Raw genomic sequence first — 14,370 nt, 5'->3', positions numbered from 1 at the left:
GTGCGACGGTAGTCTGGAGAGTCACTTTTGTGACGTTCCTATCCGTCTGCCCGGCGGCAAATCCAACTGAAGCAAAGCTCCGGGCCTGATTCATGTCCATATCTGGAGTACCCACTCAATGACAACCGTAACGACCGACAAGGCACCCAAGCAGGTCGCGATCAACGACATCGGCTCTGCTGACGACTTTCTTGCCGCGGTCGAGAAGACTCTGAAGTTCTTCAACGATGGTGACCTCATCGAAGGCACCGTGGTGAAGATCGACCGCGACGAGGTGCTCCTCGACGTCGGTTACAAGACCGAGGGTGTTATCCCCTCCCGCGAACTTTCCATCAAGCACGATGTCGACCCCAGCGAGGTCGTCAAGGTCGGCGACACCGTCGAGGCGCTCGTTCTCCAGAAGGAGGACAAGGAAGGCCGCCTCATCCTGTCCAAGAAGCGTGCGCAGTACGAGCGCGCATGGGGCGACGTGGAGAAGATCAAGGAAGCCGATGGCGTGGTGACCGGTTCGGTCATCGAGGTCGTCAAGGGCGGCCTGATCGTCGACATCGGACTGCGCGGCTTCCTGCCGGCATCCCTGATCGAGTTGCGCCGTGTGCGCGACCTCACGCCCTACCTGGGTCAGGAGATCGAGGCGAAGATCCTCGAGCTCGACAAGAACCGCAACAACGTCGTGCTGTCGCGTCGCGCACTGCTCGAGCAGACGCAGTCCGAGAGCCGTTCGACCTTCCTCGCAAACCTCCACCCCGGTCAGGTGCGCAAGGGCGTCGTCTCGTCCATCGTCAACTTCGGCGCGTTCGTCGACCTCGGTGGCGTCGACGGTCTGGTTCACGTCTCCGAGCTGTCCTGGAAGCACATCGAGCACGCCAGCGAGGTCGTCGAGGTCGGCCAGGAGGTCACCGTCGAGGTGCTCTCCGTCGAGCTCGACCGCGAGCGCGTCTCCCTGTCGCTCAAGGCGACGCAGGAGGACCCGTGGCAGGTCTTCGCCCGCACGCATGCCATCGGCCAGTTCGCGCCGGGCAAGGTCACGAAGCTCGTGCCGTTCGGTGCGTTCGTGCGCGTGGCAGACGGCATCGAGGGGCTCGTGCACATCTCCGAGCTGTCGGGCAAGCACGTCGAGCTCGCCGAGCAGGTCGTGTCGGTCGGCGACGAGGTGTTCGTCAAGGTCATTGACATCGACCTCGAGCGTCGCCGCATCTCGCTTTCGCTGAAGCAGGCGAACGAGGGCGTCGACCCGGAGGGAACCGAGTTCGACCCGGCCCTCTACGGCATGCTCACGGAGTACGACGAGCAGGGTAACTACAAGTACCCCGAGGGCTTCGACCCCGAGACGGGCGAGTGGACCGAGGGGTCCGACGCTCAGCGCGAGAAGTGGGAGCAGGAGTACGCCGAGGCTCAGGCACGCTGGGAGGCGCACAAGCGCCAGGTGGCCAAGGGTCTCGAAGAGGAGTCGACGCAGACCGAGGCCGCCGCTCAGGGCGCCCCGACCTACTCGAGCGACTCGAACGCCGGCGGCACGCTCGCCGACGACGCTTCGCTCGCAGCTCTGCGCGAGAAGCTCTCCAGCAACAGCTGATTGAGGCGAGAGCCGAGCGAGCTTGCTCGCTCGGCCGAGCCGATTGAAGCTGTTGAGCGCGAAGTGCGAACACAGCTGATTGAGCCTCGGTAGAGCGAGAAAGCTCGCTCGGCCGAGCCGATTGAAGCTGTTGAGCGCGAAGCGCGAACACAGCTGATTGAAGTCGCAACACGAAGCGGCCGGGTCCATGGGGGCCCGGCCGCTTCGTCGTATCTGCAGCGGCATCGATGCAGAATGGTGAGCGTGAGTCGAGCCAGTTCCACCGAAACCCCCAAAGTGGTCTCCGTAAGTCGTGACGACGGACACCGGTTCAGCAAGCCACCCGTCCAGGAGATCCGACTGATCGAGGGCTGGGGCGTCGAGGGAGACTCTCACGCCGGAGTCACCGTGCAGCACCGTTCGCGGGTGGCGCGCGACCCCTCGCAGCCCAACCTGCGTCAGGTGCATCTCATCCACGCCGAGTTGTTCGACGACGTGCACGAGCACGGCTTCACGGTGCGCCCAGGAGAGCTGGGGGAGAACATCACGACGACGGGCCTTGATCTTCTCACGCTGCCTGCCGACACCGTTCTGCACATCGGTGAGAGCGCGCAGGTGCGCGTGACCGGCTTGCGGAATCCGTGCGATCAGATCAACGGCCTCGCCCCGCAGCTGTTGAAGGAGATGGTGCAGCGCAAGCCCGACGGCACGGTCGTGCGAAAGACCGGTGTGATGTCCGTCGTGATCGCAGGGGGAACCGTTCGTCCAGGCGACCCGATCCGTGTCGAGCTGCCAAGCGGAGAACAGGTCGGCCTTCAGCCGGTCTAGCAACCGATGCCGGCGCGCCGCGGACTGCCGCCGCGGAGGCACCGAGTTCCAGCAGCGCCGATAGGCTCGCACGGTGCAGATCATCGCCCTCACGGGAGGCATCGCCTCCGGTAAGTCGACCGTGTCGAGCAGGCTTGCCGAGCTCGGCGCAGTGATCGTGGATGCCGACAGGCTTGCTCGCGAAGTGGTCGAGCCTGGCACCCCCGGCCTCGCTGCCATCCGGGAGCGGTTCGGCGACGCCGTGATCGCGGACGATGGATCACTTGACCGTCAGGCGCTTGGCAGCATCGTCTTCAGCGACCGCGCCGCGCTCGCCGACCTCAACTCCATCACCCACCCCGCCGTCTGGCGAGCGGCGACGGAGCGGTTCTGGCAGGCTCAGGCATCCGACCCGGGCTCGATCGTCGTCTACGACGTGCCGCTGCTGGTCGAGGCCTCGGCCGATCGGCCGTTGAAGTTCGATCGCGTGGTCGTCGTGGAAGCCGACAGGGCTGAGCGGATCCGGCGGCTCGTCGCCGAGCGAGGCATGAGCGAAGAGGATGCCGTTCGCAGGATCGGTGCGCAGGCCCACGACGACCAGCGCAGGGCGGTCGCGGATGTCGTGCTCGACAACAACGGCAGCAGAGAAGACCTGCTTCGACGGGTCGACGAGCTCTGGCAGAACCTGCGCGCGCAATGACCGTGTGGGCCTAGCGAGCATCGACGGCTTCGGCCGCTTCGTCGCGTTAGACGTAGCGCCCGGCCGTCGAGCCGAAGCTCCGTCAGTGAAACCCGGGGCCGAGGAGCAGAAGCGTCGGCACGACCACGAGAGCCAGCGCACCGCCGAGCACCGCGACGCGGAAGGCCGGTGCGACGGGGGCGGCGAGATCGGTGAGGCGCGCGAGCCGGGCATCCGCCCAATCGGCCGATGGGCCGGGGGAGCCGGGCAGCCCGACAGCGGTCAGCTGCACCGAGCGTTCGTCCGACGACGCGGCCCCCGCGAGGGCGACACGTGCGACAGCACGGGAGAGGTTGCGCTCGGAGACCGTGCGCCTGGCCTGATCGTCCGCCAGCAGCTCGATGAGCAACCCGACGGCCTCGAACGCCCTCGTCGCGATGGGGAACCAGGGAAGCGCGCTGCGCCACGCGCTGAACGCCACGAGCAGCACGTGGTGGCGCTGCGTGACGTGGGCGCGCTCGTGCGCCACGACGGCCGCGAGCTCCTCGTCGCTGAGCAGCTCGAGCAAACCGGCCGACAACACCGTCGTGGCGCGAGGAGCTCCCGGCAGGCAGTACGCCACAGGGATAGCGTGGTCGATCAGACGCATGTCCGGACGTTCCGGAATCGGATCGGACAGCAGACGCAGCAGTTGCACGTGGTGGCGGCGCTGACGCTCGGCACGCCACGATGTGCGCACCAGGTTCAGCAGCAGGTGCACGCCGAGCAGCACAGCACCTGCGAGGGCGAACATCTGGAAGAAGTTCGCGTGCGGTGGGAGCCGCCCGGCCAGGATGTCCGCGCCGAACGAGCCTGCAGCGTGCGGCAGATCCTCTCCGAACGGGATCAGCCCGAAAACGAGCAGAGCACCGATCATCGAAAGGCCGCCGGCCAGAGCAATGGCCTGCCAGAGAACGAGGGCCGCACCTGGCATCCGCCTAGGCCACGCCGCCCTCGCCAGCGCCACCGGCACCGGCCACGCCAGGGCGAAGGCCAGCAGCGCCAACGATGCAGCGACGGCGAGCATGTCGCCTACGCCTCCAGTAGCTTGCGCAGTCTCTCCGCATCGTGCGGCGTGACCTGACCGACGAAGCGAGCCAGCACGGCGTCACGGTCCGACGCCGATCCGAGCACCTCGTGCATCAGTTCGGCCACGTGGTCTTCGCGGCTCATGGCGGCCCTGTAGAGGTGCGGACGGGCATCCCTGTCGCGCACGACGAAGCCCTTGGCCTCCAGGCGCGACAACACCGTCATGACGGTTGTGATCGCGGGATCCTTGTCTGCGGGTCCGGATGCCTTCAGCGCGTCGCGCAGGTCGGTCGCCGCAATGGGGGCAGGAGCATCCCACACGACGTCCATGATCGCGCGTTCGAGCTCCCCGAGTTTGACGACAGTGCGGCTTGCCATGACCCGATTCTACCGCGTGTAGAAAACTTCGGGCGACAGTGCTAGAACTTTCTACAGCGCGTAGAATTCTACGCAGCGTAGAAGGGAATCGAGGGGACGTGCATATCGCGACCGAGCTGGATCCGCTCCTGATCGCCCGCTGGCAATTCGGCATCACGACCGTCTACCACTTCTGGATGGTCCCGCTCACGATAGGCCTCGGCCCGTTGGTCGCGCTGATGCAGACGCTGTGGCTTCGCACCGGCAACGACCGGTATTACCGCATGACGAAGTTCTGGGGAAAGATCTACCTGATCAACTTCATCATGGGCGTTGCGACCGGCATCGTCCAGGAGTTCCAGTTCGGGCTGGCGTGGAGCGAGTACAGCCGATTCGTCGGGGATGTCTTCGGAGCCCCGCTCGCAATGGAGGCGCTGCTCGCGTTCTTCGTCGAGTCGACGTTCCTCGGCGCCTGGATCTTCGGCTGGGGCAAGCTGCCGCGGCGCATCCATCTCGCATGTCTGTGGCTCGCCGTGCTCGGGTCGGTGGTGTCTGCGTACTTCATCATCGCTGCCAACTCGTGGATGCAGCATCCGGTCGGGGTGAAGCTCCTCCATGGCAGGCCGGTCATGACTGATGTCTGGGCGGTGCTCGGCAACAACACGGCGGTCGCCGCCTTCAGCCACACGATGTTCGGCGCGCTGTCGGTCGGCGGCGCGATCCTGCTCGGCGTCGCCTGGTACCACCTGTGGCAGCGTCGCCGTGACGGCATCGACACGGTGGGAGCCGACAAGCGGGTGATCGTCGGCGAGGCACCGGAGCTGCCGGGACGGGACAAGGCCGACCACAAGGTCTGGCTGACCTCGCTTCGGATCGGCGCGGTCACGGCCATGATCGCGTTCGCCGGGGTCGCGATCACCGGCGACGCGCAGGCCCGGCTCATGTTCGTGCAGCAGCCCATGAAGATGGCGGCCGCGGAGGCGGCCTGCCACACGGGTACGAGCTTCTCGGTGCTCTCGATCGGCGATCCAGGCTCGAAGGACTGCAAGGGCGTCGTCGGCGTGTTCGAGGTGCCCGGCGTACTCGGATTCCTCGCCAATGGCGACTTCAACACTCCCGTCAAGGGTGTGAACGAGTTGGTTCCCGAGTACCAGCAGAAGTACGGCACGCACCTTCCAGACGACCCCAAGCTCGGTTCTCGTGCCGGTCAGGCGATCAACTACGTGCCGATCATGGCCGTCACCTATTGGGGCTTCCGGCTCATGATCCTGTTCGGGTCGCTTGCCGCCTTCGCGTCGGCTGTCGCCCTGTGGCTGACCAGGCGGGGGACCGTTCCGAGGTTCAGGTGGGTGATGTGGCTCGCTGTGGCAGGCATCCTTTCGCCCTTCGCCGCCAACTCGGCCGGCTGGATCTTCACCGAGATGGGACGTCAGCCGTTCGTGGTGGCACCCAACCCGACGCCCGGCGGCGTCGACGGCGTCTTCATGTTCACCGCCGCCGCGGTATCTCCAGGTGTGAGCTTCGGCGAGATCCTGTTCTCGCTCTGCTCGTTCACGCTCGTGTACGCCGCTCTCATGGTGGTCGAGGTGCGGCTCCTGACGAAGTACATCAGGGGTGGAGTGGCGAGCGCGGTTCCCGAGCTGGCGGAGAAGCCGAAGGACCCGGATGCCCCTGCTGATGACGACGTGCTCGCGTTCGCCTACTGACCCGCCCACCGTCGTTGTAAGAACCGAGGTACGACCATGGACTTCCTTCCCACACTGTGGTTCATCCTGATCGCCGTGCTCTGGACGGGATACCTCTTTCTCGAGGGTTTCGATCTAGGCGTGGGCATGCACGTGCTCGTCTCGGCGCGTTCGGAGACCGACCGCCGCGTGATGCTCAACACCATCGGCCCCGTCTGGGACGGCAACGAGGTGTGGCTCATCACGGCCGCCGGCGCGACGTTCGCGGCATTCCCGTTCTGGTATGCATCGCTTCTCTCGACGATGTACCTACCGCTCATCGTCGTGCTGCTCGGTCTCATCTTCCGCGCAGTGGCCATCGAATACCGGGGCAAGGGCCACACCCGCCGATGGAGGAGGGGCTGGGACCTCGCCCTCGCTCTCGGCTCGTTGGTCACCGCGTTCGGTGTCGGCGCACTGCTGGGTCTCACGACCACGGGGCTTCCCCTCGACGCCAACGGCGACGGTGCGGCGGGCGCGTTCGGCTGGCTCACGGGCTGGGCCGTGGTCGGCGGCCTGGCGGTCGTTGGATTCTGCCTGGTACACGCCGCCGCCTTCCTCGCCCTCAAGACCGACGGCGACGTGAGGAACCGCGCAGGGCGATTCGCGTCGCACTGGATGCCGGTTCTCCTGCTTCCCCTCCTGGCATGGGCGGTGTCGGTGCAGTACATGCACGGCAAGGCATACACGTGGCCCATCGTCATCGCAGCCGTCGTGGCGGGAGTGTGGGGCTGGCGGGCCGCCAGGCGTGGCAGTGAAGGGCGCGCCTTCGCGGGCCTGGGGTGCTTCCTCGTGCTCTGCGCGGCGTCGATCTTCGCCAATGTGTACCCCGTTGTGCTGCCGTCGACGATCGACCACGCATTCGACTTGACGGTCTCGAACGCGTCGAGCTCGCCGTACACCCTCGGAGTCATGAGCGTGGTCGCCGCTTTCGGCATACCGCTCGTGCTCGCCTATCAGGGCTGGACGTACTGGGTGTTCCGCAAGCGGATCGCGAGTAGCGGCATCCCCGCGGCGCACCCCATCGCGGCGGCGGTGAAGCCGAGGTGAGGCGCGGCGGTAAAGCCGAGGTGAGGGGCGGCGGTGAAGCCGAGGTGCGCACGGTCCGGAGGGCAGGCACGGTGGAGGGTCTCGGCGAGGTCGGAAAGCGGCGACTGATGCTGCTCGGACTCTTCGGAGCGCTCAAGGCGCTTGGGCTCGTGCTCGTCGCAGATGCCTTGGCCGCGGGTGTCGTCGCCGTGATCGCACATGCCGACACCGGTCCGTTCGTCGCGGAGGGGTTCGCGGGCGCCCTCGTACGGGCGCTGGCGGTGTGGGGGCTGCGCGTCGGGTCGCAGTCCGCAGCGGCCGGGGTCAAACAGCAGTTGCGGATCCGTCTCGCCCGTTCTTATCTGCGGCGAACCGGCGGAGCGGTGGGTGCGGATGCCTCGCTCGCCGCCACCGGACTCGACGAGCTCGACGCGTACTACACGTCGTACCTTCCGTCACTGGTGAGTGCCGCGACGGTTCCGCTGCTCGTGGGTGCGCGCATCCTTGCTGCCGACTGGGTCAGCGCGGCAGTGATCGTGGCGACGGTTCCGCTCATCCCGTTCTTCATGGCGCTCATCGGCATGCACACATCGAGCCGCGTCGCAGCGTCGCTCGATGCACTCGGCCGACTTTCCGACCATCTCGTGGAACTCGCACGAGGACTGCCCGTGCTGGTCGGCCTCGGCCGAGACCGGGAGCAGGCAAAGGCGCTCGAGGAGATCTCCGACGCCCACCGTCTGCGCAGCATGACAGCGCTGCGCGTCGCCTTCCTGTCGTCGCTCGCACTCGATCTGCTCGCCAGCGTCTCGGTCGCCGTCGTCGCCGTGATCATCGGGATCCGCTTGTTGCACGGAGAGCTGGGGCTGCACGCCGGACTGGTGGCGCTCATCCTCGCGCCGGAATGCTACGCGCCGCTGCGCGAGGTGGGCGCGGCGTTCCATGCCTCCGATACCGGCAGGGAGGCGCTGCGGCGGGTCAGACGGGCGCTGGCGGGAGCCCCCGTCGCGCCCGGCCTGCGTCGACGCGAGGGCAGGAGCGTCGTGGTGCACGACCTGACGATCCGCTACCAGGGCCGCACGCGGCCGGCCGTGGCAGGACTGTCGTTCCGTGCACCGGAACGCGGTGTCACGCTCCTCACCGGCGAGAGCGGTGCAGGCAAGTCCAGCGTCCTCGCCGTGCTTGCCGGGCGCGGCGCCCTCCTCGACGCCGACGCCGCGTGTACCGGGGGCATCGTGACACCCCCAGCGCCGCACGTGGCTTGGATGCCGCAGCATCCGCACTTCTCGTCGCGCACCGTGCACGACGAGGTGGAGACCTACGACGCGGCAGCGCCGCAGGAGCCGCCGCACCAGTCGATGGCGACGTCAGCGACATCGCCGCACGGCCGTGTCCTCACGGTGCTCGATCGGGTGGGCCTGAGGCGGCTCGCCATGACCGACCCAGCGGAGCTCAGTCCGGGCGAAGCGCGCCGCTTGGCATTCGCTCGCGTGCTCGCCGCGGTCGACGCGGGTGCCCGGCTGGTACTCCTCGACGAACCGACGGCGCACCTCGATGCAGACTCCGCCGCGGGCATCCGGCGCGAGATCGCACGGCTGCGGGAGCGGGTGACCGTCGTGGTGGCATCGCACGACGCGCAGCTGCGAACGCTCGCCGACCGGGTCGTCGCCGTCACGACAGCCGGGTCGCAGTCGGAGCCTTTCGAGCGCCCCGTCGACGACGGGCGCGTCCGACCCGGAGTCGTGCAGGGCCAGGGAACATCGGCAGGTGACGGCACTCCCGACGCAGACGCGGACGGACAGCCGGAAACCCGGGCGCTGCCTCGGCGCGCAGACTCACCGCAGGCGGCCGGACATCCACTCCTCGAACTGAGGGCCGTCCTGCGGCCGATTCGCTGGCGGATGACGGCGGCCGTGCTCCTCGGAATGCTGTCGAGTTCGTTCGCCATCGCCCTGACGGTGTTGTCGGGATGGCTCATCGTGCGCGCCAGCCAGGAGCCGGCCATCATGTACCTGCTGGTCGCGATCGTGGGCGTACGGTTCTTCGGCATCGGTCGTTCGGTGCTCAGGTATGCCGAACGGCTCATGACCCACGACGCGGTGTTCCGCGCGACCACGTCACTCAGGCTCCGGCTCTGGAGCGGGCTCTCGAACGCGGGGCCCGCCGGTCGACATGCGCTCTCCCCGGCGAGCGCGCTCTCCACGCTCGTGCATTCGGCCGACCGGGTGCGCGATCTCGTTCCCCGCGTCGTACAGCCTCCCGCGGTAGCAGCGACACTCCTCGCCGGAGCGACGGTAGCGCTCGAACTCATCCGCCCGCAGGCTGCCGCCGTCGTGGCGTGCATCGCCGCCATCGCACTGCTTCTGGCCCCTGCGATCGCCTTCCTCGCCGGACGCCGCGCCGCACGGCGCTCGGAGACGGCGCGGGCTGACGTGCTCACCTCGTTCACCGACCTGCTCGTGGCCAGGGACGATCTCACCCCGGCGGCATCCCATCGGATCATCGGTCGCATCGATCTGGCGGGAGCCGAGGCCGCGCGCGGGGAGCGTCGCACCTCGTACGCAGAGGGCGCGGCATCGGCACTCGTGGTGTTCGCGTGCTGCTGCGCGAGCGTCGCGATGCTCGCCCTCGCGGGCGGCGCCGTGGCATCCGGCGCGCTGAGGCCCGAGCTGGTCGCGGTGCTCGCGCTCGTACCGCTTGCGCTCACCGAGCCGCTTCTGGATGCCGTCACGGCAGCGTCGCGGGCTCCGGCCCTGCTGGGGGTGCTCGACGATGTGAGAGCTGCGACGGACATCGCTCCGGGAGTCTCAGAGCAGGGTCTCCCCGGTCCGGGACCCGACGAGCCGGGCGCGATCGTAGGGCTCCGACTCGAGAACGCCGCGTTCAGGTATCCGGATGCGCCAAGACCGGTGTTCTCGCAGGTCCAGGCCGACGTGCGCAGCGGGCAATGGCTCGCCGTCACCGGACCGAGCGGATCCGGTAAGTCGACGCTGCTCGCCCTTCTTCTGCGATTCACCGACCCGGACTCGGGACGCTATCTGCTCGACGAGTCCGGTCGTTCACTGGATGCCCGCGAGATATCGCCGCACGCCCTCCGCACCCGCGTGGCATGGTGCCCTCAGGAGGGCCACCTGTTCGACTCGACGCTGCGCGCGAACCTCGTGATCGCCCGGCCACGCTCGGCGGCTCCGACGGACGGCGAACTGATGGATGCCCTCGCGCGCGTCGGCCTCGCGCCTCTCGTCGCCACCCTCCCGCTCGGCCTGGACACCCGGATCGGTTCGGCGGGGGAGCGGCTCTCGGGTGGGCAGCGCCAGCGCGTGGCGGTTGCGCGAACGCTTCTGGCCGGGGGCGACGTCGTGCTGCTCGACGAGCCGACGGCGCAGCTCGACGAGCAGGCATCCGCCCGGCTCATGGCCGACCTGCGCGTCGCTCTTCGCGACCGTACGACCGTGCTGGTCACGCACGACGCCGCGGAAGCCGAAGGTGCGGAGCATGTCGTCGAGCTGGGCGTCACGACCATGGCCCGCGTCGCCTGAGGTCAGGCGGAGGTCGCGGCCCACTGGAAGACCCGACCATCTGGCGTCGGGGGCTCGTCGTCGGCGCGCGAGTGTCGTACGCCGTTCCTACACTTGAACGCATGCAACCCACCCGTGTCGTCCGGCCGTTCCAGGTCGTCAGCGAGTATGTGCCAAGCGGCGACCAGCCGCAGGCGATCAAGGAGCTGGCCGCACGCATCAACGCGGGGGAGACCGACGTCGTGCTGCTCGGTGCCACCGGCACCGGAAAATCGGCAACAGCCGCATGGCTCGTCGAGCAGGTGCAGCGGCCGACGCTCGTGCTCTCGCACAACAAGACCCTCGCAGCACAGCTCGCCAACGAGTTCCGTGAGCTCATGCCCCACAACGCCGTCGAGTACTTCGTCTCGTACTACGACTACTACCAGCCAGAGGCCTACGTGCCGCAGACGGACACCTTCATCGAGAAGGACTCGTCCATCAACTCCGAGGTCGAGCGGCTGCGGCACTCCACGACCAACTCCCTGCTGAGCCGCCGCGACGTGGTCGTGGTGTCCACCGTCTCGTGCATCTACGGCCTCGGTGCCGCCGAGGAGTACCTGGATGCGATGGCCGCCGTGCAGGTCGGCCAGCAGATCGGGCGCGACAACCTCATCCGCATGTTCGTCAACATGCAGTACCAGCGCAACGACATCGACTTCTCGCGTGGCAAGTTCCGGGTTCGTGGCGACACCATCGAGATCATCCCGATGTACGAAGAGCACGCCATCCGCATCGAGCTGTTCGGCGACGAGGTCGAAGCGCTGTACTCACTGCATCCGCTCACGGGCGAGGTCATCAAGCAGCTCGACTCGGTATCGGTGTTCCCTGCCACCCACTACGCGGCGAGCCCGGCGACCATGCAGCGTGCCATCGGAACGATCAAGATCGAGCTTGCAGAAAGACTCGAAGAGCTCGAGCGCCAGGGCAAGCTGCTCGAGGCCCAGCGTCTGCGCATGCGCACCACGTTCGACATCGAGATGATGGAACAGATCGGCTTCTGCTCGGGCATCGAGAACTACTCGCGGCACATCGACGGACGCGCACCCGGTGAGGCGCCGCACTGCCTGCTCGACTACTTCCCAGAGGACTTCCTGCTCATCATCGACGAGTCGCACGTGACGGTGCCGCAGATCGGCGCGATGTACGAGGGGGATGCCTCGCGAAAGCGCACGCTCGTGGAGCACGGCTTCCGGCTGCCGAGCGCGCTCGACAACCGTCCTCTCAAGTGGGAGGAGTTCACGCAGCGCATCGGCCAGGCCGTCTACATGTCCGCGACGCCTGGGCGGTACGAACTCGGGATCGCCGACGGCATCGTCGAGCAGATCATCCGCCCGACCGGGCTCGTCGACCCGCAGGTCGTCGTCAAGCCCACGAAGGGCCAGATCGACGATCTGCTGGAGGAGATCCGGGTGCGGGTCGAGCGGGACGAGCGCGTGCTCGTGACCACGCTGACCAAGAAGATGGCGGAGGAGCTCACCGACTACCTCGCGGAGGCCGGGGTGCGTGTTCGCTACCTGCACTCCGATGTCGACACCCTGCGACGCGTGGAGCTGCTGACCGAGCTCCGGCAGGGCGTTTACGACGTGCTCGTGGGCATCAACCTGCTGAGAGAGGGCCTCGACCTGCCCGAGGTATCGCTCGTGGCCATCCTTGACGCCGACAAAGAAGGATTCCTGCGGTCGTCGACCTCGCTCATCCAGACCATCGGGCGCGCGGCCCGCAACGTCTCCGGTGAGGTGCATATGTACGCCGATGTGCTCACCGACTCCATGAAGCAGGCGATCGAGGAGACCAACCGACGTCGCGATCGGCAGATCGAGTACAACACGGCGAACGGCATCGACCCTCAGCCGCTGCGCAAGCGCATCGCCGACATCACCGATGTGCTGGCAAGAGAGGGCGCGGATACCCAGAAGCTTCTGGCAAAGCGAGACGCCTCCTCCAAGAAGAAGTCGCCGACACCCAACCTGCGTCGCGATGGCATAGCCGCCGAGGGCGCTGCCGAACTCGAATCGATCATCGCCGACCTGAACGACCAGATGCTCGCTGCCGCCGGGGAGCTCAAGTTCGAGCTGGCGGCCCGTCTGCGCGACGAACTGGCAGACCTGAAGCGCGACCTTCGTCAGATGGAGAAGGCCGGACACGCCTGAGGGTCGGCCTCGGCACCTCCGCGGCGTTCGTGCTCCGGGACTCCGCGGGACGCGGGAAAGCGTGTCCTTCGCGTGCCGTTGGGTCGTCACCACCTGTCGCGCCTTGGCGCTAGCGTGAACCAATGGACAAGGGCGGCGATGCTCGTCGGCGGTCGACGGTCGGTCTGGTCGTCACCGTCGCGGTGCTCGGGCTCGCGCTCGTCGTCGGCACCATGGTCTCCGGCCCGCTTCGCGCTGGAAGCCCGCTCTGGCTCCCTACGGCAGGCAGAGGCATCCCGCGCCCGGCCCTGCCAGGTCCGGTCCAAACCGCGACGCCTGCGCCCCTCCCGCAGGAGCACTTTTCTCCGGCGCAACTGCAGCAATGGTTGCTGTGGGCCGCGCTCGTCGCTGTCGTCGCCGCGGGCATCCTCGTGTACCTGCTCCGCCGCCTGCTCCGACGTTCGCGGCTGCTGTCCGAAGAGCGCGATGGCGCGATGTCGGCCGTCGGAGCCACCGCCCCGCCTGCCCGCACGGATGACCCGGTGGCGCCCGTCATGGCGAGCGGGATCGCCAAGGCGATCCGTCTTCTCGACGAGGCCAGAGAACCGCACGACGCGATCGTGAGAGCGTGGCTGGGCCTCCAAGAGGCGGCTCAGGCCTCGGGCGCAGGCAGACGGCCCGCGGAGACGCCAGGTGAGTACACGGCCAGGATCGTCGCCAGGTTCGGCACCGATCGTGACGCGGCCAGAACCCTCCTCGACCTGTATCAGGGAGTGCGCTTCGGCGGGCATCCCGCCGACCGCAACACCGTCGACCTCGCACGCTCGTGCCTGGCCAGGCTGCGCGATTCCTGGCACGACGAGGCAGCGCAGCGCACAGACCAAGGCAGTACCCGATGAGCAGCTCGGCCAGCCAACGTGGAGTCACGGGCGGGCGCGCAACAGCATCGGCGGTAGCCGGGGTCATCATCGCGGCCCTCCTGTGGTACTTCGGAGTGGATCTCGGATTCGCCTGCGCGGTCGGTGTGCTTGCGGTCGCCATCGGCCTCGCCTGGGCCGCTTACAGCGGCCCGAGCGCCGTGCGTTGGCCGCTTGAGCGTCCTGCGCCACGTCCGGGAGCCCGCTCCGACGTGGCGCGACTGGCGTGGGCCTTCCAGATGCACAGGGGCTCAGTGCGGGAGCCGGCGTTCAAGGCTGTGCGCGAGCTGGCGGTGTTGCGCCTCGCCAGGTTCGGTCTCGATCTTTCGTCCGCGGGCGACAGAGCCTCGGTCGTCGCCCTGATCGGGGAGCAGGCGTACGCCGCGCTCAACCCGGCCAGCGGCATCCTGCCGTCGTCGCAGCAGCTGCAACTGTGCCTGGATACCCTCGACCGGCTCCCGAAATCGCACACCATCTCCTCCGCCCCCACCATCGCCCCGATCACCGCAGAACCGAAAGGACGCGACCGAACGTGACACACGATGCCG

The 14,370-nt window shown here is 67.7% G+C and carries 11 protein-coding genes; 9 read left to right on the top strand and 2 right to left on the bottom strand.

Annotated elements, in window-relative coordinates; genetic code table 11:
• Positions 1–118 precede the first annotated feature (118 nt).
• The 3 genes from rpsA to coaE all read left to right on the top strand — a co-directional run bounded on the left by rpsA (position 119) and on the right by coaE (position 3,062).
• Positions 119–1,576 carry a 30S ribosomal protein S1 gene (gene rpsA, locus ACO2Q7_RS01245; RefSeq protein WP_423353831.1) on the top strand — a complete coding sequence of 486 codons (1,458 nt, stop codon included), beginning with the start codon at positions 119–121 and terminating at the stop codon, positions 1,574–1,576.
• A gap of 243 nt (positions 1,577–1,819) precedes the next feature.
• Positions 1,820–2,383, top strand: coding sequence for an MOSC domain-containing protein (locus ACO2Q7_RS01240; protein WP_423353830.1), 564 nt, complete (start codon positions 1,820–1,822; stop codon positions 2,381–2,383).
• Positions 2,384–2,456: 73 nt separating this feature from the next.
• On the top strand, positions 2,457–3,062 hold the full coding sequence (gene coaE, locus ACO2Q7_RS01235) for a dephospho-CoA kinase (RefSeq protein ID WP_423353829.1): 606 nt from the start codon (positions 2,457–2,459) through the stop codon (positions 3,060–3,062).
• A gap of 82 nt (positions 3,063–3,144) precedes the next feature.
• Here coaE and ACO2Q7_RS01230 read toward each other — a convergent pair whose 3' ends face one another.
• Both ACO2Q7_RS01230 and ACO2Q7_RS01225 read right to left on the bottom strand, forming a co-directional pair.
• The gene (locus ACO2Q7_RS01230; RefSeq protein ID WP_423353828.1) at positions 3,145–4,107 is read right to left on the bottom strand and encodes a M56 family metallopeptidase; all 963 of its coding nucleotides are present in this window, start codon (positions 4,105–4,107) and stop codon (positions 3,145–3,147) included.
• Positions 4,108–4,112: 5 nt separating this feature from the next.
• A complete protein-coding gene (locus ACO2Q7_RS01225) occupies positions 4,113–4,487 on the bottom strand; it encodes a BlaI/MecI/CopY family transcriptional regulator (RefSeq protein ID WP_423353827.1) in 375 nt (124 codons plus the stop codon).
• Positions 4,488–4,603: 116 nt separating this feature from the next.
• On the opposite strand from ACO2Q7_RS01225, the gene ACO2Q7_RS01220 reads away from it, so the two are divergent.
• From ACO2Q7_RS01220 to ACO2Q7_RS01195, 6 genes are all read left to right on the top strand, one after another.
• Positions 4,604–6,172 (top strand): cytochrome ubiquinol oxidase subunit I, encoded by a 1,569-nt coding sequence (locus ACO2Q7_RS01220; protein WP_423355929.1) that lies wholly within the window; start codon positions 4,604–4,606, stop codon positions 6,170–6,172.
• Positions 6,173–6,208: 36 nt separating this feature from the next.
• Positions 6,209–7,240 (top strand): cytochrome d ubiquinol oxidase subunit II, encoded by a 1,032-nt coding sequence (cydB, locus tag ACO2Q7_RS01215; RefSeq protein ID WP_423353826.1) that lies wholly within the window; start codon positions 6,209–6,211, stop codon positions 7,238–7,240.
• Between the two features lie 44 nt (positions 7,241–7,284).
• Entirely contained in the window at positions 7,285–10,755 is a 3,471-nt protein-coding gene (gene cydC / locus ACO2Q7_RS01210) for a thiol reductant ABC exporter subunit CydC (protein ID WP_423353825.1), read from the top strand.
• Between the two features lie 101 nt (positions 10,756–10,856).
• Positions 10,857–12,926 (top strand): excinuclease ABC subunit UvrB, encoded by a 2,070-nt coding sequence (uvrB, locus tag ACO2Q7_RS01205; protein WP_423353824.1) that lies wholly within the window; start codon positions 10,857–10,859, stop codon positions 12,924–12,926.
• Positions 12,927–13,048: 122 nt separating this feature from the next.
• The gene (locus ACO2Q7_RS01200) at positions 13,049–13,804 is read left to right on the top strand and encodes a DUF4129 domain-containing protein (protein ID WP_423353823.1); all 756 of its coding nucleotides are present in this window, start codon (positions 13,049–13,051) and stop codon (positions 13,802–13,804) included.
• The gene (locus ACO2Q7_RS01195; protein ID WP_423353822.1) at positions 13,801–14,358 is read left to right on the top strand and encodes a hypothetical protein; all 558 of its coding nucleotides are present in this window, start codon (positions 13,801–13,803) and stop codon (positions 14,356–14,358) included. The genes ACO2Q7_RS01200 and ACO2Q7_RS01195 overlap by 4 nt, the downstream gene beginning before the upstream one ends.
• Positions 14,359–14,370: the final 12 nt, after the last annotated feature.

It is taken from the genome of Rathayibacter sp. KR2-224 (genome assembly GCF_049446075.1).
Taxonomy (GTDB): domain Bacteria; phylum Actinomycetota; class Actinomycetes; order Actinomycetales; family Microbacteriaceae; genus Humibacter.
Note: the sequence above shows the minus strand (reverse complement) of the source record. Positions and strands in the feature narration are given on the sequence as shown.

Bases quoted from the DNA above. Each gene is read 5' to 3' on its own strand.
- ACO2Q7_RS01230 (WP_423353828.1), bottom strand. From the start codon at position 4,107: ATGCTCGCCGTCGCTGCATCGTTGGCGCTGCTGGCCTTCGCCCTGGCG.
- cydB (WP_423353826.1), top strand. From the start codon at position 6,209: ATGGACTTCCTTCCCACACTGTGGTTCATCCTGATCGCCGTGCTCTGG.
- ACO2Q7_RS01225 (WP_423353827.1), bottom strand. From the start codon at position 4,487: ATGGCAAGCCGCACTGTCGTCAAACTCGGGGAGCTCGAACGCGCGATC.
- uvrB (WP_423353824.1), top strand. From the start codon at position 10,857: ATGCAACCCACCCGTGTCGTCCGGCCGTTCCAGGTCGTCAGCGAGTAT.
- ACO2Q7_RS01200 (WP_423353823.1), top strand. From the start codon at position 13,049: ATGGACAAGGGCGGCGATGCTCGTCGGCGGTCGACGGTCGGTCTGGTC.
- ACO2Q7_RS01195 (WP_423353822.1), top strand. From the start codon at position 13,801: ATGAGCAGCTCGGCCAGCCAACGTGGAGTCACGGGCGGGCGCGCAACA.
- rpsA (WP_423353831.1), top strand. From the start codon at position 119: ATGACAACCGTAACGACCGACAAGGCACCCAAGCAGGTCGCGATCAAC.